At 68.5% G+C, this 23,052-nt stretch carries 17 protein-coding genes and 1 pseudogene; 14 read left to right on the top strand and 4 right to left on the bottom strand.

The genetic code is table 11. The features are described from left to right. Positions 1 to 95: 95 nt before the first annotated feature. The 3 genes from metH (at position 96) to ACH4DZ_RS22325 (ending at position 6,612) form a co-directional block, all read left to right on the top strand. Entirely contained in the window at positions 96 to 3,623 is a 3,528-nt protein-coding gene (gene metH, locus ACH4DZ_RS22335) for a methionine synthase (RefSeq protein ID WP_398289002.1), read from the top strand. Positions 3,624 to 3,868: 245 nt separating this feature from the next. Continuing rightward, positions 3,869 to 4,570 carry an HAD-IA family hydrolase gene (locus tag ACH4DZ_RS22330; RefSeq protein WP_398289001.1) on the top strand — a complete coding sequence of 234 codons (702 nt, stop codon included), beginning with the start codon at positions 3,869 to 3,871 and terminating at the stop codon, positions 4,568 to 4,570. A 434-nt stretch (positions 4,571 to 5,004) separates the two neighbouring features. Continuing rightward, a complete protein-coding gene (locus tag ACH4DZ_RS22325) occupies positions 5,005 to 6,612 on the top strand; it encodes an ABC transporter substrate-binding protein (RefSeq protein ID WP_398289000.1) in 1,608 nt (535 codons plus the stop codon). 97 nt (positions 6,613 to 6,709) lie between these two features. Here the strand turns inward: ACH4DZ_RS22325 and ACH4DZ_RS22320 are convergent, their stop codons facing one another. Together ACH4DZ_RS22320 and ACH4DZ_RS22315 are read right to left on the bottom strand one after the other, a co-directional pair. Further along, positions 6,710 to 7,381, bottom strand: coding sequence for a response regulator transcription factor (locus ACH4DZ_RS22320; RefSeq protein WP_107019862.1), 672 nt, complete (start codon positions 7,379 to 7,381; stop codon positions 6,710 to 6,712). A gap of 85 nt (positions 7,382 to 7,466) precedes the next feature. Next, entirely contained in the window at positions 7,467 to 8,627 is a 1,161-nt protein-coding gene (locus ACH4DZ_RS22315; protein WP_398288999.1) for a RecB family exonuclease, read from the bottom strand. Positions 8,628 to 8,809: 182 nt separating this feature from the next. On the opposite strand from ACH4DZ_RS22315, the gene ACH4DZ_RS22310 reads away from it, so the two are divergent. The 3 genes from ACH4DZ_RS22310 to ACH4DZ_RS22300 all read left to right on the top strand — a co-directional run bounded on the left by ACH4DZ_RS22310 (position 8,810) and on the right by ACH4DZ_RS22300 (position 12,134). Continuing rightward, positions 8,810 to 10,384, top strand: a complete 1,575-nt coding sequence (locus tag ACH4DZ_RS22310; RefSeq protein WP_398288998.1) for a site-2 protease family protein — start codon at positions 8,810 to 8,812, stop codon at positions 10,382 to 10,384. A gap of 79 nt (positions 10,385 to 10,463) precedes the next feature. After that, positions 10,464 to 11,369 carry a tRNA (adenine-N1)-methyltransferase gene (locus ACH4DZ_RS22305; RefSeq protein WP_107019861.1) on the top strand — a complete coding sequence of 302 codons (906 nt, stop codon included), beginning with the start codon at positions 10,464 to 10,466 and terminating at the stop codon, positions 11,367 to 11,369. 189 nt (positions 11,370 to 11,558) lie between these two features. Beyond that, complete coding sequence (locus tag ACH4DZ_RS22300; protein WP_398288997.1) at positions 11,559 to 12,134, top strand: hypothetical protein; 576 nt, start codon at positions 11,559 to 11,561, stop codon at positions 12,132 to 12,134. Positions 12,135 to 12,226: 92 nt separating this feature from the next. Here the strand turns inward: ACH4DZ_RS22300 and ACH4DZ_RS22295 are convergent, their stop codons facing one another. Beyond that, a complete protein-coding gene (locus ACH4DZ_RS22295) occupies positions 12,227 to 12,532 on the bottom strand; it encodes a ferredoxin (protein ID WP_189779315.1) in 306 nt (101 codons plus the stop codon). Positions 12,533 to 12,783: 251 nt separating this feature from the next. Between ACH4DZ_RS22295 and arc the strand changes: the two genes are divergently transcribed. From arc to prcA, 6 genes are all read left to right on the top strand, one after another. Next, the gene (gene arc, locus ACH4DZ_RS22290; protein ID WP_398288996.1) at positions 12,784 to 14,550 is read left to right on the top strand and encodes a proteasome ATPase; all 1,767 of its coding nucleotides are present in this window, start codon (positions 12,784 to 12,786) and stop codon (positions 14,548 to 14,550) included. Positions 14,551 to 14,784: 234 nt separating this feature from the next. After that, the gene (gene dop / locus ACH4DZ_RS22285; RefSeq protein WP_398288995.1) at positions 14,785 to 16,296 is read left to right on the top strand and encodes a depupylase/deamidase Dop; all 1,512 of its coding nucleotides are present in this window, start codon (positions 14,785 to 14,787) and stop codon (positions 16,294 to 16,296) included. A gap of 156 nt (positions 16,297 to 16,452) precedes the next feature. After that, positions 16,453 to 16,668, top strand: a complete 216-nt coding sequence (locus tag ACH4DZ_RS22280) for a ubiquitin-like protein Pup (RefSeq protein ID WP_107019856.1) — start codon at positions 16,453 to 16,455, stop codon at positions 16,666 to 16,668. A 73-nt stretch (positions 16,669 to 16,741) separates the two neighbouring features. Continuing rightward, a complete protein-coding gene (locus ACH4DZ_RS22275; protein WP_398288993.1) occupies positions 16,742 to 17,317 on the top strand; it encodes an endonuclease VII domain-containing protein in 576 nt (191 codons plus the stop codon). Further along, on the top strand, positions 17,269 to 18,114 hold the full coding sequence (gene prcB / locus ACH4DZ_RS22270) for a proteasome subunit beta (protein ID WP_398288992.1): 846 nt from the start codon (positions 17,269 to 17,271) through the stop codon (positions 18,112 to 18,114). Before ACH4DZ_RS22275 ends, prcB begins: the two co-directional genes overlap by 49 nt. 56 nt (positions 18,115 to 18,170) lie before the next feature. Continuing rightward, positions 18,171 to 18,917: a proteasome subunit alpha gene (gene prcA / locus ACH4DZ_RS22265; protein ID WP_189779325.1), complete on the top strand. Its 747-nt coding sequence runs from the start codon at positions 18,171 to 18,173 to the stop codon at positions 18,915 to 18,917. Positions 18,918 to 19,171: 254 nt separating this feature from the next. Here the strand turns inward: prcA and ACH4DZ_RS22260 are convergent, their stop codons facing one another. After that, complete coding sequence (locus ACH4DZ_RS22260; protein WP_398288991.1) at positions 19,172 to 20,188, bottom strand: LacI family DNA-binding transcriptional regulator; 1,017 nt, start codon at positions 20,186 to 20,188, stop codon at positions 19,172 to 19,174. Positions 20,189 to 20,317: 129 nt separating this feature from the next. On the opposite strand from ACH4DZ_RS22260, the pseudogene ACH4DZ_RS22255 reads away from it, so the two are divergent. Further along, positions 20,318 to 21,567, top strand: a pseudogene (locus ACH4DZ_RS22255) (MFS transporter). 9 nt (positions 21,568 to 21,576) lie between these two features. Then, a complete protein-coding gene (gene pafA / locus ACH4DZ_RS22250; RefSeq protein WP_149512755.1) occupies positions 21,577 to 22,938 on the top strand; it encodes a Pup--protein ligase in 1,362 nt (453 codons plus the stop codon). Positions 22,939 to 23,052 lie beyond the last annotated feature (114 nt).

Here is a 23,052-nt window from a genome sequence, read left to right as displayed (position 1 = left end):
CGCCCCTCCGGCGCCGCCGCGGGCTACCCTGACGGCGTGCGCCTTCCACAAGAAGCGCAAAGCCGACAGCCGTCGCACTCCAGGGAGCATCTTCCATGGCCTCGTTGCCGAACCCGTCCCTTCCGTCCGAGTCGGCCTACAGCCGGGCTCGAACCGACGCCCTCCGCGAGGCGCTCGCCACCCGCGTGGTGGTGGCCGACGGCGCGATGGGCACCATGCTCCAGGCGCAGGACCCGACCCTTGAGGACTTCCAGGACCTTGAGGGCTGCAACGAGATCCTGAACATCACCCGCCCGGACATCGTGCGCTCCGTCCACGAGGAATATTTCTCGGTGGGCGTCGACTGCGTCGAGACCAACACCTTCGGCGCCAACCACGCGGCCCTGGCCGAGTACGACATCGCCGAACGCGTCCACGAGCTCTCCGAGGCCGGGGCCCGCATCGCCCGCGAGGTCGCCGACGAGTTCACCGCCTCCACCGGACAGCAGCGCTGGGTCCTCGGCTCCATGGGCCCCGGCACCAAGCTGCCGACCCTCGGCCACGCCCCGTACACGCTCCTGCGGGACGCCTACCAGCAGAACGCCGAAGGCATGATCGTCGGCGGCGCCGACGCGCTGCTCGTGGAGACCACCCAGGACCTGCTGCAGACCAAGGCGTCCGTGCTGGGCGCCCGCCGGGCCCTGGACAAGCTGGGCGTGGACCTGCCGCTGATCGTCTCCGTGACCGTCGAGACCACCGGCACCATGCTCCTCGGCTCGGAGATCGGCGCCGCGCTCACCGCGCTGGAGCCGCTCGGCATCGACATGATCGGCCTCAACTGCGCCACCGGGCCCGCCGAGATGAGCGAGCACCTGCGCTATCTGGCCCGCCACTCCCGCATCCCGCTGTCCTGCATGCCGAACGCGGGCCTCCCGGTCCTCGGCAAGAACGGCGCCCACTACCCGCTGACCGCCCCCGAACTCGCCGACGCCCAGGAAACCTTCGTCACCGAGTACGGCCTCTCCCTGATCGGCGGCTGCTGCGGCACCACCCCCGAGCACCTGCGCCAGGTCGTCGAACGCGTACGGGACCTGACACCCGCCCCGCGCGACCCGCACCCCGAGCCGGGCGCCGCCTCGCTCTACCAGACCGTGCCGTTCCGCCAGGACACCGCCTACATGGCGATCGGCGAGCGCACCAACGCCAACGGCTCGAAGAAGTTCCGCGAGGCCATGCTGGAGGGCCGCTGGGACGACTGCGTGGAGATCGCCCGCGACCAGATCCGCGAGGGCGCGCACATGCTCGACCTGTGCGTCGACTACGTGGGCCGCGACGGCGTCGCCGACATGCGGGAACTGGCCGGCCGCTTCGCCACCGCGTCCACCCTGCCGATCGTCCTGGACTCCACCGAGGTCGACGTCGTCCGGGCCGGCCTGGAGAAGCTCGGCGGGCGCGCGGTCATCAACTCCGTCAACTACGAGGACGGCGACGGCCCCGAGTCGCGGTTCGCGAAGGTCACCAAGCTCGCGCAGGAACACGGCGCCGCGCTGATCGCCCTGACCATCGACGAGGAGGGCCAGGCGCGCACCCCCGAGCACAAGGTCGCGATCGCCGAGCGCCTCATCGACGACCTCACCGGCAACTGGGGCATCCACGAGTCGGACATCCTCATCGACACCCTGACCTTCACCATCTGCACCGGCCAGGAGGAGTCCCGGGGCGACGGCGTCGCCACCATCGAGGCGATCCGGCAGCTCAAGCAGCGCCACCCCGACGTCCAGACCACCCTCGGTCTGTCGAACATCTCCTTCGGCCTCAACCCGGCCGCGCGCGTCCTGCTCAACTCGGTCTTCCTCGACGAGTGCGTCAAGGCCGGCCTCGACTCGGCGATCGTGCACGCCTCGAAGATCCTGCCGATCGCCCGCTTCACCGAGGAGGAGGTCACCACCGCCCTCGACCTCATCCACGACCGCCGCCGCGAGGGCTACGACCCGCTCCAGAAGCTGATGGCCCTCTTCGAGGGCGCGACCAGCAAGTCCCGCAAGGCCGGCCGCGCGGAGGAACTCGCCGCCCTGCCGCTGGACGAGCGGCTCAAGCGGCGCATCATCGACGGCGAGAAGAACGGCCTCGAACAGGACCTGGACGACGCCCTGAAGGAGCGCCCGGCCCTCGACATCGTCAACGCGACGCTCCTCGACGGCATGAAGGTCGTCGGCGAGCTGTTCGGCTCGGGCCAGATGCAACTGCCATTCGTGCTCCAGTCCGCCGAGGTCATGAAGACCGCGGTGGCCCACCTGGAACCGCACATGGAGAAGACCGACGACGACGGCAAGGGCACCATCGTGCTGGCCACCGTGCGCGGCGACGTCCACGACATCGGCAAGAACCTCGTCGACATCATCCTGTCCAACAACGGCTACACCGTCGTCAACCTCGGTATCAAGCAGCCCGTCTCCGCGATCCTGGAGGCCGCCCAGGAACACCGTGCCGACGTCATCGGCATGTCGGGGCTCCTGGTCAAGTCCACGGTGATCATGAAGGAGAACCTGGAGGAGCTCAACCAGCGCAAGATGGCCGCCGACTACCCGGTCATCCTCGGCGGCGCCGCCCTCACCCGGGCCTACGTCGAGCAGGACCTCCACGAGATCTACGAGGGCGAGGTCCGCTACGCCCGCGACGCGTTCGAGGGCCTGCGCCTGATGGACGCGCTGATCGCCGTCAAGCGCGGCGTGCCCGGCGCGAGTCTGCCGGAGCTGAAGCAGCGCCGGGTGCGGGCCACCGCCCAGACGGTCGTCGAGGAACGCCCGGAGGAGGGCGCGGCCCGCTCGGACGTGGCCGTCGACAACCCGGTCCCCACCCCGCCCTTCTGGGGCACCCGCGTCATCAAGGGCATCCAGCTCAAGGAGTACGCGTCCTGGCTCGACGAGGGCGCGCTGTTCAAGGGCCAGTGGGGCCTCAAGCAGGCCCGCACGGGCGACGGGCCCACCTACGAGGAGCTGGTGGAGACGGAGGGCAGGCCGCGGCTGCGCGGCCTCCTGGACCAGCTGCAGACCGGCAACCTCCTCGAAGCGGCGGTCGTATACGGCTACTTCCCCTGCGTCTCCAAGGACGACGACCTGATCCTCCTGGACGACCAGGGCAACGAACGCACCCGCTTCACCTTCCCGCGCCAGCGCCGTGGCCGCCGGCTGTGCCTGGCCGACTTCTTCCGCCCCGAGGAGTCCGGCGAGACGGACGTCGTCGGCCTCCAGATCGTCACCGTCGGCTCCCGGATCGGCGAGGAGACGGCGAAGCTCTTCGAGGCGAACTCCTACCGCGACTACCTCGAACTGCACGGTCTGTCCGTCCAGCTGGCCGAGGCGCTGGCCGAGTACTGGCACGCGCGCGTGCGCTCCGAACTCGGCTTCGCCGGCGAGGACCCGGCCGACGTCGAAGACATGTTCGCGCTCAAGTACCGCGGCGCCCGCTTCTCCCTCGGCTACGGCGCCTGCCCCGACCTGGAGGACCGCGCGAAGATCGCCCGCCTCCTGGAACCGGAACGCATCGGCGTCCACCTCTCGGAGGAGTTCCAACTCCACCCGGAACAGTCCACGGACGCCATCGTCATCCACCACCCGGAAGCAAAGTACTTCAACGCCCGCTGAGGGGGGGCGCCCCACAGGGGCGCGGGGAACAGCGCAGTCTTTCGTCTTTCAGGGGCGCGGGGAACGGCGCGAGCAACCACGACGCACCGTCAGCCGACCAGACACCCCGCGCCCCCGCCCCCCCCGGCAGGGGCCGCCATCCAAAGAGGCGCCGACGCGAGCACCGACGTACACTTGTCGGTCCAGCGCAGGCCGGTTCCCCAGGAGGGAACCGGCCTTCTCGTCCCCTAAACGGAGGTGCGCCTATGACCAGTACGGTCCCCCCGCCAGGCACCCGGACAGCCGAAAGCTCCACCCTCCAGGCAGTCCTCCTGGACATGGACGGCACCCTCGTCGACACCGAGGGCTTCTGGTGGGACGCCGAGGTGGAGGTGTTCGCCCAGCTCGGCCACCGGCTGGACGACTCCTGGCGCCACGTCGTGGTCGGCGGCCCCATGACCCGCAGCGCCGGCTTCCTCATCGAGGCCACCGGCGCCACGATCACCCTCTCCGAGCTCACCGTGCTGCTGAACGACGGGTTCGAGAACCGCATCGCCCGGTCCCTCCCGCTGATGCCCGGCGCCGCGAGACTCCTGGCGGAGCTGGCCGCGCACGGCATCCCCACCGCGCTGGTCTCCGCCTCGCACCGCCGCATCATCGACCGCGTACTGCTCTCGCTCGGCGCGCAGAACTTCACCCTGACCGTCGCGGGCGACGAGGTGGAGCGCACCAAGCCCTTCCCCGACCCGTATCTGATCGCCGCCGCCGGGCTCGGCGCGGATCCGGCCAGGTGCGCGGTCATCGAGGACACCGCGACGGGCGTGGCCGCCGCCGAGGCAGCGGGCTGCCAGGTCGTGGCCGTACCCTCCGTGGCGCCCATCGCCCCGGCTGCCGGAAGGACCGTCGTACGATCCCTCGAACAGGTCGACCTGCCTTTTCTCCGAGGTCTGATGACGGAAAAGCGCTAATCGTTCACCCACGGTGCGCGAGTGAATGCGGAAAAACCGCGTGGTCACTGCACCGGAATAATTCGATCACCCGCCGCGCGCCTCGGATGGCCGAATTCCGGTACTCTCACACACAGTTGAAGGTGTGACGTTCGCCACTGCGGAGGGGGTCGACAGAGGGCCCCCGGCGTGCCTGGTAGGCCTCTGTGATGGTCGCTGGCGTGCCCTTGTGTCCTTATTTGTGGAACGGTGTACGAATCCTTCCGCTGTCGGTTTTTCGGTGCGTCCACGGCCGGTCTCGCAGCGTGATGGGAACTCAACTCCGGTACCTGCGAACCGTCCTGCCGGTCCCGACTAATCTCATCGCGAGAACATCGCCGTAACCCCCGTGAACCCGACCGCAACACCCCGGCACGCCGGGCCCGCGGGATCGACAGCTCTGGAGAACTTCGAGCATGAACCGTAAGCCTTTGGTGCTGCCGGCCGCGATCGGTCTGCTCGCCTCTGTCCTCGCCGCATGCGGCGGATCCGACAGTGGAGGCGACGGCGGCGACGCAATCGTCGTCGGTACCACCGACCGGTTCACCGCCTCGAAGGAGGCACCGGCCCCGTTCGACCCGGCCTACGCGTACGACGTCGGCGCCTGGAACGTGCTGCGCCAGACGGTCCAGACCCTGATGGCCATGCCCAACGGCGGCGGCGACCCCACTCCGGAGGCCGCCGAGGAGTGCGGATTCACCGACTCCGGCAACGAGCGGTACGCCTGCACGCTGCGCAAGGACCTCAAGTTCTCCAACGGTGACCCGGTCACCGCCGAGGACGTGAAGTTCTCCATCGACCGCGCGCTGCAGATCAAGGCCGACACGGGCGTCTTCGCCCTGCTGTCGACCGTCGACGCCGTCGAGACCAAGGGCGACCGCGAGGTGATCTTCCACCTCAACAGCGCCGACGCCACCTTCCCGTTCAAGCTGTCCACGCCGGTCGCGGGCATCCTGAACCCCAAGGACTACGCCAAGAACAAGCTGCGGGACGGCTTCGAGGTCAGCGGCTCCGGTCCGTACAGCCTCAAGGCCGAGACCAAGGGCGACGACGTCACCAAGGTCGTCTTCACCAAGAACCCCTATTACCAGGGGATCTCGGACATCAAGAACGACAAGGTCGAGCTGCGCTCCTTCGAGGACACGGACTCCATGGGCGCCGCGATCGACAAGGGCGACATCGACATGATGACCCGCACCATGTCGCCCGAGCAGATCAAGAAGCTGCAGAACGCCAAGGACAGCGACATCGATGTGATCGAGCAGCCGGGCCTGGAGATCCGCTACCTCGGCTTCGACGTCGAGAAGCCGTCCCTGAAGGACAAGGCGGTCCGCCAGGCGATCGCCAACATCGTCAACCGCGGCGAACTGACCTCCAAGGTGTACGGCACCGGCGCCGACCCGCTGTACTCGATGGTCCCGGCCACCGTCACCGGCCACGCCAACTCGTTCTTCAACGAGTACGGCGAGCCGGATGTCGCCAAGGCCAAGGCACTGCTCACCGCGGCGAACATCACGACGCCGGTGAAGTTCACGATGAACTACACGACGGACCACTACGGTGCCGCCACCAAGGTCGAGTTCGAGACACTGCAGAAGCAGCTCAACGACACCGGCCTCTTCGACGTCGACATCAAGGGCGAGAAGTGGGAGACCTACCGCCCCAAGCAGCGTGAGGGCAAGTTCGCCGTCTACGGCATGGGCTGGTTCCCCGACTTCCCGGACGCGGAGACCTTCCTGACGCCGTTCCTGGACAAGGACAACACCATCGCGTCGCCGTACGTGAACAAGCGCATCCGGGAGGACCTGATCCCGGAGTCGCGTCGCGAGGCCGACCGCCTCAGCGCCTCGAAGAGCATCGAGGAGATCCAGAGCATCGTCGCCGACGACGTCCCGCTCCTGCCCCTGTGGCAGGGCAAGCAGTACGTCGCCGTACGGGACGACATCACCGGCGCCGAGTACGCGCTCAACTCGTCGGCCACGCTGCAGCTGTGGGAGCTGGGCCGCGGAGTGGGCAGCGACTGACGACCCCATGACAATGGCCGCCCCCTTCCAGAAGGGGGCGGCCATTCTTGCTGTGTCACCGGTACCGTTCTCGGCCGTCACCGCGGGCCGCGCACGGTCACTGAGCGCCGGGGCGCACCAGACCGCTCTCGTACGCGTACACCGCGGCCTGCACACGGTCCCGCAGCCCCAGCTTGGTCAGGACATGGCCCACATGCGTCTTGACCGTGGTCTCGCTGACGAACAGATCGGCGGCGATCTCCGCGTTCGACAGCCCCCGGGCCACCAGTTTCAGGACCTCGACCTCACGCTCGGTCAGCGTGTGCAAGGTGTCCGGCACCGGCTCGTCGCCCGAGGGCAGATGCCCCGCGTACTTGTCGAGCAGCCGGCGGGTGATACTCGGCGCCAGCATGGCCTCGCCCGCAGCCACCACCCGGATCGCCTGCACCAACTCGTTGGCCGGGGCGTCCTTCAGGAGGAAACCGCTGGCGCCGGCGCGCAGGGCCTCCACCACGTACTCGTCGAGGTCGAAGGTCGTCAGCACCAGCACCTTCGCCGGACCGTCCCGGCCCGGACCGGTGATCTGCCGGGTCGCCTCGACCCCGTCCATCCTCGGCATACGGATGTCCATCAGAACCACATCGGGCTGCAGGGCACGAACCTGATCGATCGCCTGGAGACCGTCACCGGCCTCGCCGACGACCGCGATGTCCTGCTCCGCCTCCAGAATCATCCGGAAGCCGGTGCGCAGCAGCGGCTGGTCGTCGACCAGTAGGACGCGGATGGCCACGTGAGTCTCCTTCGCTAGTCCGGCCCCATTCTGCCCTGCGGGGGTCACCCGCTACGCCCGCGGGGCACGCCGACGGCCCCCGCGCTCAGGCGTCCCCGGACCCGGGCACCCGCACCGGCAGCGGATACGGCGGGGGAGTACCACCGAATTCCGGACAGACCGCCCGGTGATCGCACCAGCCGCAGAGCTTGGTGGGCCGCGGACGCCAGTCACCGGTCTCCGTGGCGAGCCGGATCGCCTCCCACAACGAGTGCAACTTGCGCTCCACCCGCTCCAGATCCGCCGGCACCGGGTCGTACGTGAGCACATCGCCGCTGCCCAGATAGACGAGCTGCAGACGGCGCGGGACGACCTGCTTCAGCCGCCACACCACCAGGGCGTAGAACTTCATCTGGAACAGGGCGCCCTCCGCGTACTCCGGACGCGGGGCCTTGCCCGTCTTGTAGTCGACGATCCGCACCTCACCCGAGGGCGCCACGTCCACCCGGTCGATGATCCCCCGCAGCTTCAGACCCGAGTCGAGCTGCGCCTCCACGAACAGCTCGCGCTCCGCCGGTTCCAGACGGGTCGGGTCCTCCAGGGTGAACCAGCGCTCGACCAGCCGCTCCGCCTCACCGAGCCAGCGCGTCAGCTTCTCGCCCGCGCTCTGCTCGTCGGAGTCCGCGAACAACTCGGCCAGCTCGGGCTTCGCCTCCCGCAGCCGGTCCCACTGACCGGGGATCAGCGACTTCGCGCGCGGCGCGGTCCGCTCGGTGGCCGGGGCGTCGAAGAGCCGCTCCAGCACCGCGTGCACCAGCGTCCCGCGGGTCGCCGCCTCGCTCGGCTTCTCGGGCAGCTTGTCGATCACCCGGAAGCGGTACAGCAAAGGACACTGCATGAAGTCCCCGGCCCGCGAGGGAGACAACGAGGTCGGAGCCGCGGGATCCCTGACCCGACCGGAGGACCCGCTCTCGGCGGCCCGGCCCGTCGTGGTCGCGGCCTCCCCGGGCCCGGGCCCGGTGCCGTCGGACCGCGCTTCCGCACCCGGCGCCGACCCGCTGCCGCTCCCGTCCTCGGCCCCCGGCGACGCGACCGCGGACCCGGCGGCCGGGTCGGCGGGCCGGGGCACCACGGCTCCGGCGGGACCGGCCGGGCCGGCAGGGGGGACCGCGGGCGGCGCGGCCACGGCGTCGGACGGCTGGACCACGTCGTCCGCCGATACGGCTTCGGAGCCGTCCCGCGCGACGCCGTCGGTGCTGGTTTCCATGTCGACAGACCTTACGGCTCGCCACTGACACCGCGACACACGGTGACCTACGCGCCGTACGCCCGCCCGGGAAACGGAGGGGGTGCCGGGGCCGAACACGCCGCGACGGCCGCATACCATCGACCACAAGACCTCTCGCGTGCATGATCGCGAGCGGGACACGCGTCGAACGAGGGGACATCGTGGACGAGAGCGGCGGGAGCGGTCAGCCGCGATCCGGTACTGACGACGCGGACGAGTTCCGTACGGGTCAGCCGCGACCCGGTGACCCGGCGACCACGACGGCCCGGCCACCCTCCGACCAGCAGCCGCACGACGCCGGCACCCCGACGGAACCGGCTGGAACGACGGAAACGGCGGAAACGACGGGCCCGGCCCACCCCGAACCCACGGACGACCAGGGCAGCGAAGAGCGGACGCCCGCACCGCGCACCGGCACGAGCCACCACCCCGCCCCGACCCCGGCGGACACAGGGACCGACAGCCACACGACCGGACAGCCGCACGCCACCCACGAGACCGAGGCCCACAGGTCCGAGGCCCACACCACCCCGGCGCCCGGCGGCAAGAAGGGCAGGAAGGGCCCCGCCCCCAAGCGGCCCAAAGAACCCGGCGGCGGCCTCCTCATGGGACGCCCCTTCGGCGTACCCGTGTACGTGGCACCCAGCTGGTTCCTCGTCGCCGCGCTCATCACCTGGGTCTTCGGCGGCCAGCTCGACCGCGTCCTGCCCGAACTGGGCATGGCCCGCTACCTCGTCTCCCTGTTCTTCGCGGTCGCCTTCTACGCCTCCGTACTCGTCCACGAACTGGCGCACACGGTCGCGGCCCTGCGCTTCAAGCTGCCCGTGCGCCGTATCCAGCTGCAGTTCTTCGGCGGCGTCTCCGAGATCGAGAAGGAGTCCGAGACACCCGGACGCGAGTTCGTCCTCGCCTTCGTCGGCCCCCTGCTCTCCCTCATCCTCGGCGGCCTCTTCTACCTCGCCCTCCAGACCGTCGAACCGGGCACCGTCCCCGGCGTCCTGCTGGGCGGACTGATGATCTCCAACCTGATCGTCGCCGCGTTCAACCTCCTCCCCGGCCTGCCCCTCGACGGCGGCCGCATGCTCCGGGCGGTCGTCTGGAAGATCACCGGCAAGCCCATGAGCGGCACCATCGCCGCCGCCTGGGTCGGCCGCGCCCTCGCGATCTCCGTACTCATCGGACTGCCCCTGCTCACCCACTCCGGAGGCCTCGGCACCGACGCCCAGGACATCGGCGGCATGGACACCGTCATGGACGCCCTGCTCGCCGCGATCCTCGCCGGAATCATCTGGACCGGCGCCGGAAACAGCCTCCGGGTGGCCCGCCTGCGCGAACACCTGCCCGAACTGAGAGCCCGCGCCCTCACCCGGCGCGCGGTCCCCGTCGAGACCCACACCCCGCTCTCCGAAGCACTGCGCCGCGCCAACGAGGCGGGTGCCCGCGCCTTGGTCGTCGTGGACGCCGACGGCGACCCCCTCTCCCTCGTCCGCGAGGCCGCCATCGTGGGCGTACCGGAACACCGCCGCCCCTGGGTCGCCGTCAGCGGACTCGCCCAGGACCTCACCGACGGCATGCGCGTCTCCGCCGAACTGGCCGGCGAGGACCTCCTGGAAGCCCTGCGCGCCACCCCGGCCACCGAATACCTCGTGGTGGAGGACTCCGGCGAGATCTATGGAGTCCTCTCGGCGGCGGACGTGGAGAAGGCCTTCGTAAAAGCCATGGCAAGGCCTTCCTAGCCCCCCGTAGAACTCCGCCGGCCTGTGCGCACCAGGACCGTGGTCGGCGCCCTGCGCAATCGCCGGTAGGCTGAGTGACATGTCCGAACCGACCGGTGCCGCCCGCCGACGCGGGCCCTTCAAGGTCGGGGACCAGGTACAGCTGACCGACCCCAAGGGCCGCCACTACACGTTCACGCTCGAAGCGGGGAAGAACTTCCACACCCACAAGGGTTCCTTCCCGCACGACGAGCTGATCGGCGCACCCGAGGGCAGCGTTGTCCGCACCACGGGGAACGTCGCCTATCTGGCGCTGCGCCCCCTGCTCCCCGACTTCGTCCTCTCCATGCCCCGCGGCGCCGCCGTGGTCTACCCCAAGGACGCGGGGCAGATCCTGGCCTTCGCCGACATCTTTCCCGGCGCACGCGTTGTGGAAGCAGGCGTGGGCTCCGGCTCGCTCAGCACCTTCCTGCTCCGCGCCGTCGGCGACCAGGGCATGCTCCACTCGTACGAGCGCCGCGAGGACTTCGCCGAGATCGCCCAGCAGAACGTGGAGCGCTACTTCGGCGGCCCCCACCCCGCCTGGCAGCTCACCGTCGGCGACCTCCAGGACAACCTCTCGGACACCGAGGTGGACCGGGTGGTCCTCGACATGCTCGCCCCCTGGGAGTGCCTGGAGGCCGTCTCCAAGGCGCTCGTCCCCGGCGGCATCGTCTGCTGTTACGTGGCGACCACCACCCAGCTCGCCCGGACCGTCGAGTCCATCCGCGAGATCGGCTGCTTCGCCGAGCCGTCCGCCTGGGAGTCGATGGTCCGCAACTGGCACATCGAGGGACTGGCTGTCCGCCCCGACCACCGGATGATCGGCCACACCGGCTTCCTGCTCACCGCCCGCCGCCTCGCGGACGGCGTCGAGCCGCCCATGCGCCGCCGCCGCCCTTCCAAGGGCGCGTACGGCGACGACTACACCGGTCCGAACGCCGACGGCGGAGCCGCCGGCCGCTAAAGCGGCCCTGTGCCGCACACAACGCGCAAGCACCGTGGCCGAGTTCCCGAGGACCCCTCGGAACTCGGCCACAGCGCGTTTCCCTTGACGTTCCGCCAGTACCGTCCACCCCACCGTTCCCTCGCGGTGTGACGTGTGGCACCATTCTGGCCACCCCACCGGCACAGCCCTCACAGGAGACACTTCCTAGTGCAGCACTCCGCCGTCCCGGAACTGGCCCACACCCACGCCCGCCCCATCCATTGGGTCGCCACGGCGGCAGCGCTCGCCGCGGTCGTCGCCGCCTCGGGCTTCCTGCAGCCCGACGAGGCCAAGGCCGCCCCGCACGGCATCGAGGCGAGGAGCGCCCCGGCGGCCGTGACGCCTCCCGACCCGGCCCACGCCGACCTTCCCCTGGACTGCGGCCCCGCGAAGGTCCTCGTCCAGAAGAAGGCCTCGGGCGACCTCGACGGCGACGGCCTCCCCGAGACGGTCGCCGTCGTCCGCTGCGACGCGGGATCCGGCACCCCGCCCAGCGGCGTCTACGTCCTCACCAGGTCCGAGGGCACCTCGAAGGCCAGAGTCGTGGCCACCCTCGTGGACCCCAAGGACCGACTGTCCGTGAAGGACTTCGCCCTCCGCGACGCCACCGTCACCGCGACCCTGCTCGGCTACTCGTCGCCCGACATACCGAGTTGCTGCCCCGACGTGAACGAGGGCGCCAAGTGGCAGTGGAAGAACGGCGCCTTCATACGCTCGACACCACCCACGGCCCGCAGTATGTGAGACCGGGCACCCGAGCGGGTGAGCCCGCGCAGGTGAGAAGAATGACAACCGGGAGGAACCGGGCACCCGCGTCACGCGAGGTGCCCGCGCGCTCACTCCGCGTCGGGACCGTAGACCTCGACACTGTCCGACACGCGACGTACATGGATGCAGTCGCCCGGACACTCCTTCGCGGAGTCGGCGACATCACGCAGAAGCGTCAGGGGTACGGGCGTTGTCGCACCCGGGGTCTGCAGAAGCTCGTCACCCGGGCTCTTCACATAGGCCAGCCCGTCGATGTCCAGTTCGAACACCTCGGGCGCGTACTGGGCGCAGATCCCGTCGCCGGTGCAGAGGTCCTGGTCGATCCAGACCTCAAGCGCCTCGCCGTCGACTCCGGCCTCCTGCTGCACGGTCATTTCTCCTGCCGTTTCCTGCGCAGAGCGGCCTGAAGGCGGGGAATCGGGCCAGCTCTGACGGGTGTTGAACAGTTCGACCCTACCTCTGTCGGCTTCCCAACCATGTTGGGTGGGTATTCCACTGGCGTGAGGGAGAGCGCAAGGGTGAAGATCGGACACACCCCGACAGTCTTTTGATCTAGGGGTTTCAATCGACACCCACCCAGGTAGGGTCTGGAAGCGTCCAGCTCCCCTTGGAGGAGGTGAGGACCGTGGCAGCCCACGACGACGACATGAACCGCGGCATCCGCCCGGGACGAGGGTCCGACGACCCGTCCGGGCAGATTGCCTACCTTGAGCAGGAGATCGCCGTCCTGCGACGCAAGCTCGCCGACTCTCCGCGACACACGAGGATTCTCGAAGAGCGGATCGTCGAGCTGCAGACCAACCTGGCCGGCGTCTCCGCGCAGAACGAGCGGCTGGCCAACACCCTCCGAGAGGCCCGCGACCAGATCGTGGCACTCAAGGAGGAAGTCGACCGGCTCGCACAGCCGCCGGCCGGCTTCGGAGTCTTCCTCGCAGCGAACGAGGACGGCACCGCCGACATCTTCACCGGAGGCCGCAAACTCCGTGTGAACGTCAGCCCCGGCGTCGAGCTCGAAGAGCTCCGGCGCGGCCAGGAACTGATGCTCAACGAAGCTCTCAACGTGGTCGAGGCCATGGAATACGAGAGCGTCGGCGACATCGTCACCCTCAAAGAGATCCTTGAGGACGGCGAGCGCGCCCTCGTACAGGGGCACACCGACGAGGAACGGGTGGTACGGCTCGCCGAACCACTGCTGGACGTAGTCATCCGTCCGGGCGACGCCCTCCTCCTCGAACCCCGCTCCGGCTACGTCTACGAGGTCGTGCCCAAGAGCGAGGTCGAAGAGCTCGTCCTCGAAGAGGTCCCCGACATCGGCTACGAGCAGATCGGCGGTCTGGGCGGCCAGATCGAGATGATCCGCGACGCGGTCGAGCTCCCCTACCTCTACCCCGACCTCTTCAAGGAGCACGAACTGCGCCCACCCAAGGGCGTACTTCTGTACGGGCCCCCCGGGTGCGGCAAGACACTCATCGCCAAGGCCGTCGCCAACTCACTGGCCAAAAAGGTCGCGGAAGTGACCGGGCAGGCCACCGGCAAGAGCTTCTTCCTCAACATCAAGGGCCCCGAACTCCTCAACAAGTACGTCGGTGAGACCGAGCGGCAGATCCGCCTCGTCTTCCAGCGCGCCCGTGAGAAGGCCAGCGAGGGCACCCCCGTCATCGTCTTCTTCGACGAGATGGAATCCCTCTTCCGCACCCGCGGATCAGGCGTCAGCTCGGACGTGGAGAACACCATCGTCCCGCAGTTGCTCGCCGAGATCGACGGCGTGGAAGGCCTGCAGAACGTCGTGGTGATCGGCGCCTCCAACCGTGAGGACATGATCGACCCCGCCATCCTGCGCCCCGGCCGCCTCGACGTGAAGATCAAGATCGAGCGTCCGGACGCCGAAGCGGCCAAGGACATCTTCGCCAAGTACCTCACCGAGCGGCTCCCGCTGCACCCCGACGACGTCGGAGAGCACGGAGGCAGCAAGAGCACCACCGTCCAGAGCATGATCCAGACCGCCGTCGAGCACATGTACACCGAATCCGAGGAAAACCGCTTCCTCGAAGTCACGTACGCCAACGGCGACAAGGAAGTCCTCTACTTCAAGGACTTCAACTCCGGCGCCATGATCGAGAACATCGTCGGCCGCGCCAAGAAGATGGCGATCAAGGACTTCCTCGAACACGCCCAGAAGGGTCTGCGGGTCTCCCATCTGCTCCAGGCCTGCGTGGACGAGTTCAAGGAGAACGAGGACCTGCCCAACACCACCAACCCGGACGACTGGGCCCGCATCTCCGGAAAGAAGGGCGAACGGATCGTTTACATCCGGACACTCATCACCGGAAAACAGGGCGCGGACACCGGACGCTCCATCGACACGGTGGCGAACACCGGTCAGTACCTGTAAAAGACAGGCTGGCTGCGGGTGCCCTCACCGGGTACCCGCAGCCAACTGTTTTCCAGGGCACAGCTGGAGCTGAGCAATGACGCAAATGATCTCCCCACCAGTGCAAAGGCGCTCTAGGCTCTTCGGTACCGCCGAGTCGCGCAGTGCGGGGACGGGCACCGCACACGCACCGGAGCGCCAGCGGTACTTGAGCGGCGTCCCCGACCGAGGACGCCGCCGGGCAAGGAGGGCCGCATGACCGTACGGCGAGTAATGGGCATCGAGACGGAATACGGGATCTCCGTCCCCGGCCACCCCAACGCCAATGCCATGCTCACCTCGTCCCAGATCGTCAACGCCTACGCGGCGGCGATGCACCGGGCCCGGCGGGCCCGCTGGGACTTCGAGGAGGAGAACCCGCTGCGGGACGCGCGGGGCTTCGACCTCGCCCGCGAAGCCGCCGACTCCAGTCAGCTCACCGACGAGGACATCGGCCTGGCCAATGTCATCCTCACCAACGGGGCACGGCTGTACGTCGACCACGCACACCCCGAATACAGCTCCCCCGAAGTGACCAACCCACTGGACGCCGTCCTGTGGGACAAGGCCGGCGAACGCATCATGGCCGAAGCCGCCGAGCGCGCCGCCCAGCTCCCCGGCGCCCAGCCGATCCACCTCTACAAGAACAACACCGACAACAAGGGCGCCTCCTACGGCACGCACGAGAACTACCTGATGAAGCGGGAGACCCCCTTCTCGGACATCGTGCGCCACCTCACGCCGTTCTTCGTCTCACGCCAGGTCGTCACCGGCGCGGGCCGCGTGGGCATCGGTCAGGACGGACACGAACACGGCTTCCAGCTCAGCCAGCGCGCCGACTACTTCGAGGTCGAGGTGGGCCTCGAAACCACTCTGAAGCGCCCCATCATCAACACCCGCGACGAGCCGCACGCGGACGCCGAGAAGTACCGCCGCCTGCACGTGATCATCGGAGACGCGAACCTCTCCGAGATCTCGACCTACCTCAAGCTCGGCACCACCGCCCTCGTCCTGTCCATGATCGAGGACGGCTTCATCGCCGTGGACCTCGCCGTGGACCAGCCGGTGCGCACCCTGCACCAGGTCTCGCACGACCCCACCCTCAAGCGCCTGATCACCCTCCGCAGCGGCCGGACACTCACCGCGGTCCAGCTCCAGATGGAGTACTTCGAGCTGGCACGCAAGTACGTCGACGAACGCTACGGTGCCGACGCGGACGAGCAGACCAAGGACGTGCTGAACCGCTGGGAGGACGTCCTGGGCCGGCTTGAGACCGACCCGATGAGCCTGTCCGGCGAGCTGGACTGGGTGGCCAAGCGGGAGCTCATGGAGGGCTACCGGCGCCGTGACGACCTCGACTGGGACGCCGCGCGCCTGCACCTGATCGACCTCCAGTACGCCGACGTACGGCCCGACAAGGGCCTCTACAACCGCCTGGTGGCCCGTGGCCGGATCAAGCGGCTCCTGGACGAGACGGGTGTCGAGCGGGCCGAGACGAAGCCGCCGGAGGACACGCGCGCGTACTTCCGCGGGCGCTGCCTCGAACAGTACGCGGACGACGTCGCGGCGGCCTCCTGGGACTCGGTGATCTTCGATCTGCCGGGCCGGGACTCGCTCCAGCGCGTTCCAACCCTGGAGCCGCTTCGCGGAACGCGTAATCACGTGAAAGAGCTCCTCGACCGCTGTCGGACGGCAGAAGACCTGGTCAAGGTCCTGTCGGGCAACTGAAACGACCACCGGGCCGATCCGGCCCGACAGGGTGGAAAAGTCGTAGTCCGGGAATCATCGAGGTGGTTCCCGGACGTTGTGGCAACTGTGGGGCCGATGTCGGACCCTGCTTGTAGGGTCTGATCAAGAACGTCGAAACCGAGCGGGGTGAGGGTTATGGCGACCAAGGACACCGGCGGCGGACAGCAGAAGGCGACGCGCGAGACCGAGCAGGTCGAGGAAGCGCCCGAGGCACAGGCATCGGAGGACCTCAAGGAGCGCCAGGAGAAACTGAGCGACGATGTCGACTCGGTCTTGGATGAAATCGACGATGTCCTCGAGGAGAATGCCGAGGACTTCGTTCGTTCATTTGTTCAGAAGGGTGGACAGTAGGGGCTCGGTCGGGCTAATTGCCTTGGAATCGAAGGTTCAGGGTGTGGGGCTGTAAGTGTCAGGGGAGCTGAGGGTGAAGCGCTGTTCGCGGTGTAAAGAGTCCAGACCGCGGGCAGCGTTCGCCGGCAACAGTGCGACTCGGGACGGGCTGCAGGCGTACTGCCGAGAGTGCTGGGCGGAGTATCACCAGTCCCGTCAGGTAGCGAAGGGTGAGAACGTTCGGCCGAGAGTGGAGACGCCTGACGGACACAAGTTCTGCCGGAGCTGTAGCGAGATCAAGCCGCATGATGAGTGGCACCGCAACGCGACAGCCTCTGACGGTCTTTCGACGAGTTGTAAAGCCTGTCGCGCAGCCAAGGGGCGTGCGGGTCACCTTAAGCGCCACTACGGCATGACCGAAGCCGAGCGGGACGAGATGGTCGCCTCCCAAATGGGGCTCTGCGTGATCTGCCTGAAAGCTCCGGCCGTTCATGTGGATCACTGCCATGAGACGGGTAGGGTCCGTGGCGTACTGTGCTTCAACTGCAATTCGGCCATCGGCAAGTTGGGAGATGATCCCGACGCAGTTCGTCGGGCTGCCGCCTACTTGGAGGGATCCTCGTGGAAGCCAACACTCGTAGCACCGGGCGTCTACCAGCTGCCTTCCTGACGCCTGGGTCGTCGTCCTTCATGGACTTCCTGTCCGACCACCAGCCGGAGATGCTCCCGGGCAAGCGGCAGTTGCCGCCCATGCAGGGAGTCATCGAGGCCCCGCACGGCACGACCATCGTCGCCGTCACCTTCGCCGGCGGTGTCGTTCTCGCCGGTGACCGCCGGGCCACGATGGGCAACGTCATCGCGCAGCGGGACATCGAGAAGGTGTTCCCGGCGGACGAGTACTCGGCCGTCGGTATCGCCGGTACGGCAGGCCTGGCCGTCGAGATGGTGAAGCTGTTCCAGCTGGAGCTGGAGCATTTCGAGAAGGTGGAGGGCACCACGCTCTCCCTGGAGGGCAAGGCGAACCGCCTCTCCACGATGATCCGTTCGAACCTCGGCATGGCCATGCAGGGCCTCGCCGTGGTGCCGCTCTTCGCCGGGTTCGACGTCGACCGCGACAGGGGCCGCATCTTCTCCTACGACGTGACGGGCGGCCGTTCCGAGGAGCACGGCTTCGCGGCCACGGGCTCCGGCTCGCTCTTCGCGCGCGGTGCGATGAAGAAGCTGTACCAGAAGGGCCTGACGGAAGAGCAGGCCACGACGCTCGTCGTACAGGCGCTGTACGACGCGGCAGACGACGACTCGGCGACCGGTGGTCCCGATGTCGCCCGCCGGATCTACCCGATCGTCACCGTGATCACCGAGGACGGCTTCCGCCGGCTCACGGACCAGGAGTCCTCCGAGATCGCCGGCGCGATCATCGAGCGGCGCCTGGAGCAGCCCGATGGTCCGCGCGCCGCGCTGCTCTAGCAGCGGCCCGTTTTCAAGGTGATCCAGTGACTTCCACAGAAAGGGACGGATAGCCGGTGTCGACGCCGTTCTATGTATCACCCCAGCAGGCCATGGCCGACCGGGCGGAATACGCCCGCAAGGGCATCGCCCGTGGCCGCAGCCTCGTTGTGCTGCAGTTCGCCGACGGCATCGTCTTCGTCGGCGAGAACCCGTCCCGTGCGCTGCACAAGTTCAGCGAGATCTATGACCGGATCGGCTTCGCGGCCGCCGGCAAGTACAACGAGTACGAGAATCTCCGGATCGGTGGTGTGCGCTACGCCGACCTGCGGGGGTACACGTACGACCGTGATGACGTGACCGCCCGTGGTCTCGCCAACGTCTATGCCCAGACGCTGGGCACGATCTTCTCGTCCGCGGCGGAGAAGCCGTACGAGGTGGAGCTGGTGGTCGCCGAGGTGGGGGAGACCCCCGAGGGCGATCAGATCTACCGGCTGCCGCACGACGGGTCGATCGTGGACGAGCACGGGTCGGTGGCGGTCGGCGGCAACGCCGAGACGATCAGTACGTATCTCGACCAGCGGCACGAGGACGGGATGTCGTTGGCCGAGGCGCTCAAGCTGGCCGTTCAGGCGTTGTCGCGTGACACGAACGGCAGTGAGCGGGAGATTCCGGCGGAGCGGCTGGAGGTCGCTGTGCTGGACCGGACGCGGCCGCAGGCGCGGAAGTTCAAGCGGATTGTGGGGCGGCAGCTCGGTCGGCTGCTGGAGGAAGGTGGGGCTTCCACCGCTGCGGAGGCGGAGGACCCTGAAGACGAGGAGTGATCTTTTCGACCTCCTCGATCTTCTCGACCTGCTTCACCTTCTTGAACCTTGCGTGCCCTCGGCCTCTTCCGGCCGGGGGCACGCGGTGTTCTACGGGCCCGGTGGGGGCTGGTCGCGCCGTTCCCCGCGCCCCTTAAGACGAAAGACTGCGCCGTTCCCCGCGCCCCTGAAGACGAAAGACTGCGCCGTTCCCCGCGCCCCTGAAGACGAAGGATTGCGCCGTTCCCCGCGGCCCCCAAAAAAAGCCGCGCCTCCTACAAGATCCCCGGGCGTGCCGTGGAGCCTCGGATTACCAGGGTGACCGGGATGTCGTCGGGGGAGGGGGTGCGGGTGTCCAGGACGGCCAGGAGGGCTTGCATGCCGCGTTCGCCGAAGAGTTCGGCGTCCAGGCGGACGGTGGTCAGTTCGGGGTCGAGGGCGGTGGCGAGGGCCAGGTCGTCGAGGCCGGTGACGGAGAGGTCGTCGGGGATGCGCAGGCCGAGGCGGCGGGCGGCCTTGTAGGCGCCGGCGGCCAGTTTGTCGTCGTCGCAGACGAGGGCCGTGGGGCGGGGTCCGGGGGCGGAGAGGGCGGTTTCCGCGGCGGCCCGGGCGTCGTCGATCGTGATCGGGGCGGAGGCCGTGCGCAGTTCGGTGCCGGGGACGGCGGCCAGGCGTTCGGCGAGTTCGCGGGCGCGAATGTCGAAGGTCCAGGACGGGATGTCGGCCGCGAGGTGCAGGAAGCGGCGGTGGCCGAGGGCCAGGAGGTGTTCCGCGACCTGTCGGACGCCGTCGCGGATGTCGAGGTTGACGGTCGCCGCGCCGGTGCTGCCGGCCGGGTCGCTGTCGAGCATGACCAGGGGGAGCTGGTCGCCGCGGATGGCGGTGAGGGCGTCCGCGGCCATGGAGGAGGCGATGACGCCGTCGAGGGCGGCCTGTGCGGAGGCGAAGGGGTCGCGGGCCGGTCCGATGCCTTCGGGGGAGGGGTAGAGCAGTACGCCGAATCCGTGGTGGGCGGCCACGCGGGCCGCGCCGGTGTACACGCCCGCGAAGAACTCCGTGGTGAGGGCGGGTACCACCAGGAGCACGGTGCGGGTGCTGCCCAGGCGGAGGTTGCGGGCGGCGAGGTTGGGCCGGTAGCCGAGGTCCCGGGCGGCTTCGCGGACGCGTTCGGCGGTGCGTTCGGAGACCCGTCCGCGCCACTTGTCGCCGAGCACGAGGGAGACGGCCGCCTGTGACACTCCGGCGGCCTGGGCGACGTCACGGCTCGTGGGGCGGGGGCTGCCTGCTGCCACCGTCGACCTGTCTTTCTGCTGGACTCGCGGACAGCGCACATGGTACGTATGACGAGCGACGTTATACGTAAAACCTCCGACGTTCGCGACGACTCGGACAGGACATCGGACGGGACAGAGGGGCGGGACATGGCCGCGGGCTACCTGGAGATCCTCCGGACGAGACATGCGGCACGGCTGCTCGTGGGCACCCTGGTGGGCCGGCTGCCGAACGCCGCGGGTGCCATCGCCGTCGTGCTCTTCGTGCGCGCCGAGGGCGGCAGCTACAGCCTGGCGGGGGCGCTCACTGCGGTCTACGGAGTGTCCAACGCCGTGGGGCAGCCGCTGCTCGGCCGTCTCGTGGACCTGTATGGGCAGCCGCGGATCCAGTTGCCCGCCGCGCTCGTCTCCGCCCTCGGGATGACCGTGTTCGCCCTCACCGGCCTGCAGTCGCTGCCGCTCGCGTACGTCCTCATGGTGGTCGCGGGCTTCTTCACGCCGCCGCTGGAGGGCGGTCTGCGGGCGCTGTGGCCGTCGGTCCTCCGCAAGGAGGGGCAGGTGCACACGGCGTACGCGATGGACGCCGTGGCGCAGGAAGTCATGTTCACGGTCGGGCCGTTGCTGGTGACCCTGTGCGTGTCGCTGTGGTCCGCCCGGGCCGCGCTGGTCGTCATCAACGTCATCGGTGTCCTGGGTGCCCTCTCCGTGGTGGTCTCGGGGCCCTCGCGCGCGTGGCGTTCGGCGCCGCGGGAGGCGCACTGGCTCGGCGCGTTGCGCTCGCGCGGGCTCCTCGCGCTCCTCGGCGCGTTCCTTTTTGTGGGTATGGCGCTCGGCTCCATCACGGTCGCGGGCGTGTCGTACGCGGACGACCACGGAGGTGACGCGACGTACGGCTGGCTGATGGCGGCGCTCGGGCTCGGTGCGCTCGTCGGGGGCATGGTCTACGGGGCGCGGCAGTGGGGCGGTGAGCCGGAGCGGCGGCTGCGGGTGCTGGTGGCGCTTCTGGCGCTGTGCTACCTGCCTTTGACGCTCATGCCGGGCGCGGTGGCGATGACGGCGCTGGTGGCGCTCGCGGGTGTCTTCCTGGCGCCCTGCATCGCCTGTGCGTTCATCATCGTCGACCGGCACGCGCCGAGGGGCACGGTCACCGAGGCGTTCTCCTGGCTGGTGACGACGTTCACCGTGGGCGCGTCGGTCGGAACGGGCCTCGCGGGACCGGTCGTCGAGTGGGGCGGAGCGGTGCGGGGCTTCGCGGTGGCGGGGGGTGCCGCGCTGCTCGTTCTGCTGGCCACGCGGCGGGTCCTCGCAGCTACGGGCGGCGGTGTGGTGGTGGAGGGAAGTTCGGAAATGATCGAAACGTAGAAGCCGAACCCCGTTTCAGCACAGTCCATCAGGCGTAATGTTCAGTCATGGACCGCCGCATTTTCGGGCTGGAGAACGAGTACGGCGTCACGTGTACGTTCAGGGGACAGCGGCGCCTGTCTCCCGACGAGGTGGCGCGGTACCTCTTCCGCCGTGTCGTGTCATGGGGCCGCAGCAGCAATGTCTTTCTGCGAAACGGTGCCCGCCTCTATCTAGACGTGGGATCACATCCGGAATACGCCACTCCCGAATGTGACAACCTGACGGAACTCGTCACCCACGACAAGGCCGGCGAACGCATTCTGGAAGGACTCCTGGTAGACGCGGAGCGACGCCTGCACGAGGAAGGAATCGCGGGCGACGTCTACCTCTTCAAGAACAACACCGACTCGGCGGGCAACTCCTACGGCTGCCACGAGAACTATCTGGTGGCCCGTCACGGGGAGTTCTCCCGGCTCGCGGACATTCTCATTCCCTTCCTCGTCACGAGGCAGCTCCTCTGCGGTGCCGGCAAGGTGCTGCAGACCCCGCGGGGCGCGGTGTACTGCGTCAGTCAGCGGGCGGAGCACATCTGGGAGGGCGTCTCCTCGGCGACGACCCGTTCTCGGCCGATCATCAACACCCGGGACGAACCGCACGCGGACGCCGAGCGCTACCGCAGGCTGCACGTCATCGTCGGCGACTCGAACATGTCCGAGACGACCATGCTCCTCAAGGTCGGTGCCACCGATCTCGTGCTGCGCATGATCGAGGCGGGCACGGTGATGCGTGACCTGACCCTGGAGAACCCGATCCGGGCGATCCGCGAGGTCAGCCACGACATCACGGGCCGTCGCAAGGTGCGCCTGGCCAGTGGCCGGGAGGCGTCCGCGCTGGAGGTGCAGCGCGAGTACTACGAGAAGGCCGTGGACTTCGTGGAGCGCCGCGGTATCCGTACGGGCGTCGTGGACCAGGTTCTGGAGCTGTGGGGCCGCACGCTGGACTCGATCGAGTCGGAGGACCTCGACCGGATCGGTACCGAGATCGACTGGGTGATGAAGTACAAGCTCATCGAGCGGTATCGCGCCAAGCACAACATGACGATGTCGCATCCGCGCGTCGCCCAGATAGACCTCGCCTACCACGACATCCACCGGCGTCGGGGTCTCTACTACCTGCTGGAGAAGCGGGGGCAGGCCGCGAGGATCTGCAACGACTTGAAGATCTTCGAAGGCAAGTCCGTGCCGCCGCAGACCACTCGGGCCCGGCTGCGGGGTGACTTCATCCGGCGTGCGCAGGAACAGCGCCGTGATTTCACCGTCGACTGGGTGCATCTGAAGCTCAACGACCAGGCGCAGCGCACGGTGTTGTGCAAGGACCCGTTCCGGTCCGTCGACGATCGGGTGGAGAAGCTGATCGCCGGGATGTAGGAGTTCGTCGGCACGGCAGGGGTCCTGTGCGCCGCGGGGGTGCAGGACCCCTGTCACGTCCTCTGTATGTCTTCTGTATGTCTCGATCGGTACGGTCGGTTCCGCCTGCCCCGG

Origin of the sequence: Streptomyces sp. NPDC017991 (assembly GCF_044328075.1) — a bacterium.
Lineage (GTDB): Bacteria > Actinomycetota > Actinomycetes > Streptomycetales > Streptomycetaceae > Streptomyces.
This window is presented reverse-complemented; position numbering and strand designations above follow the sequence as displayed.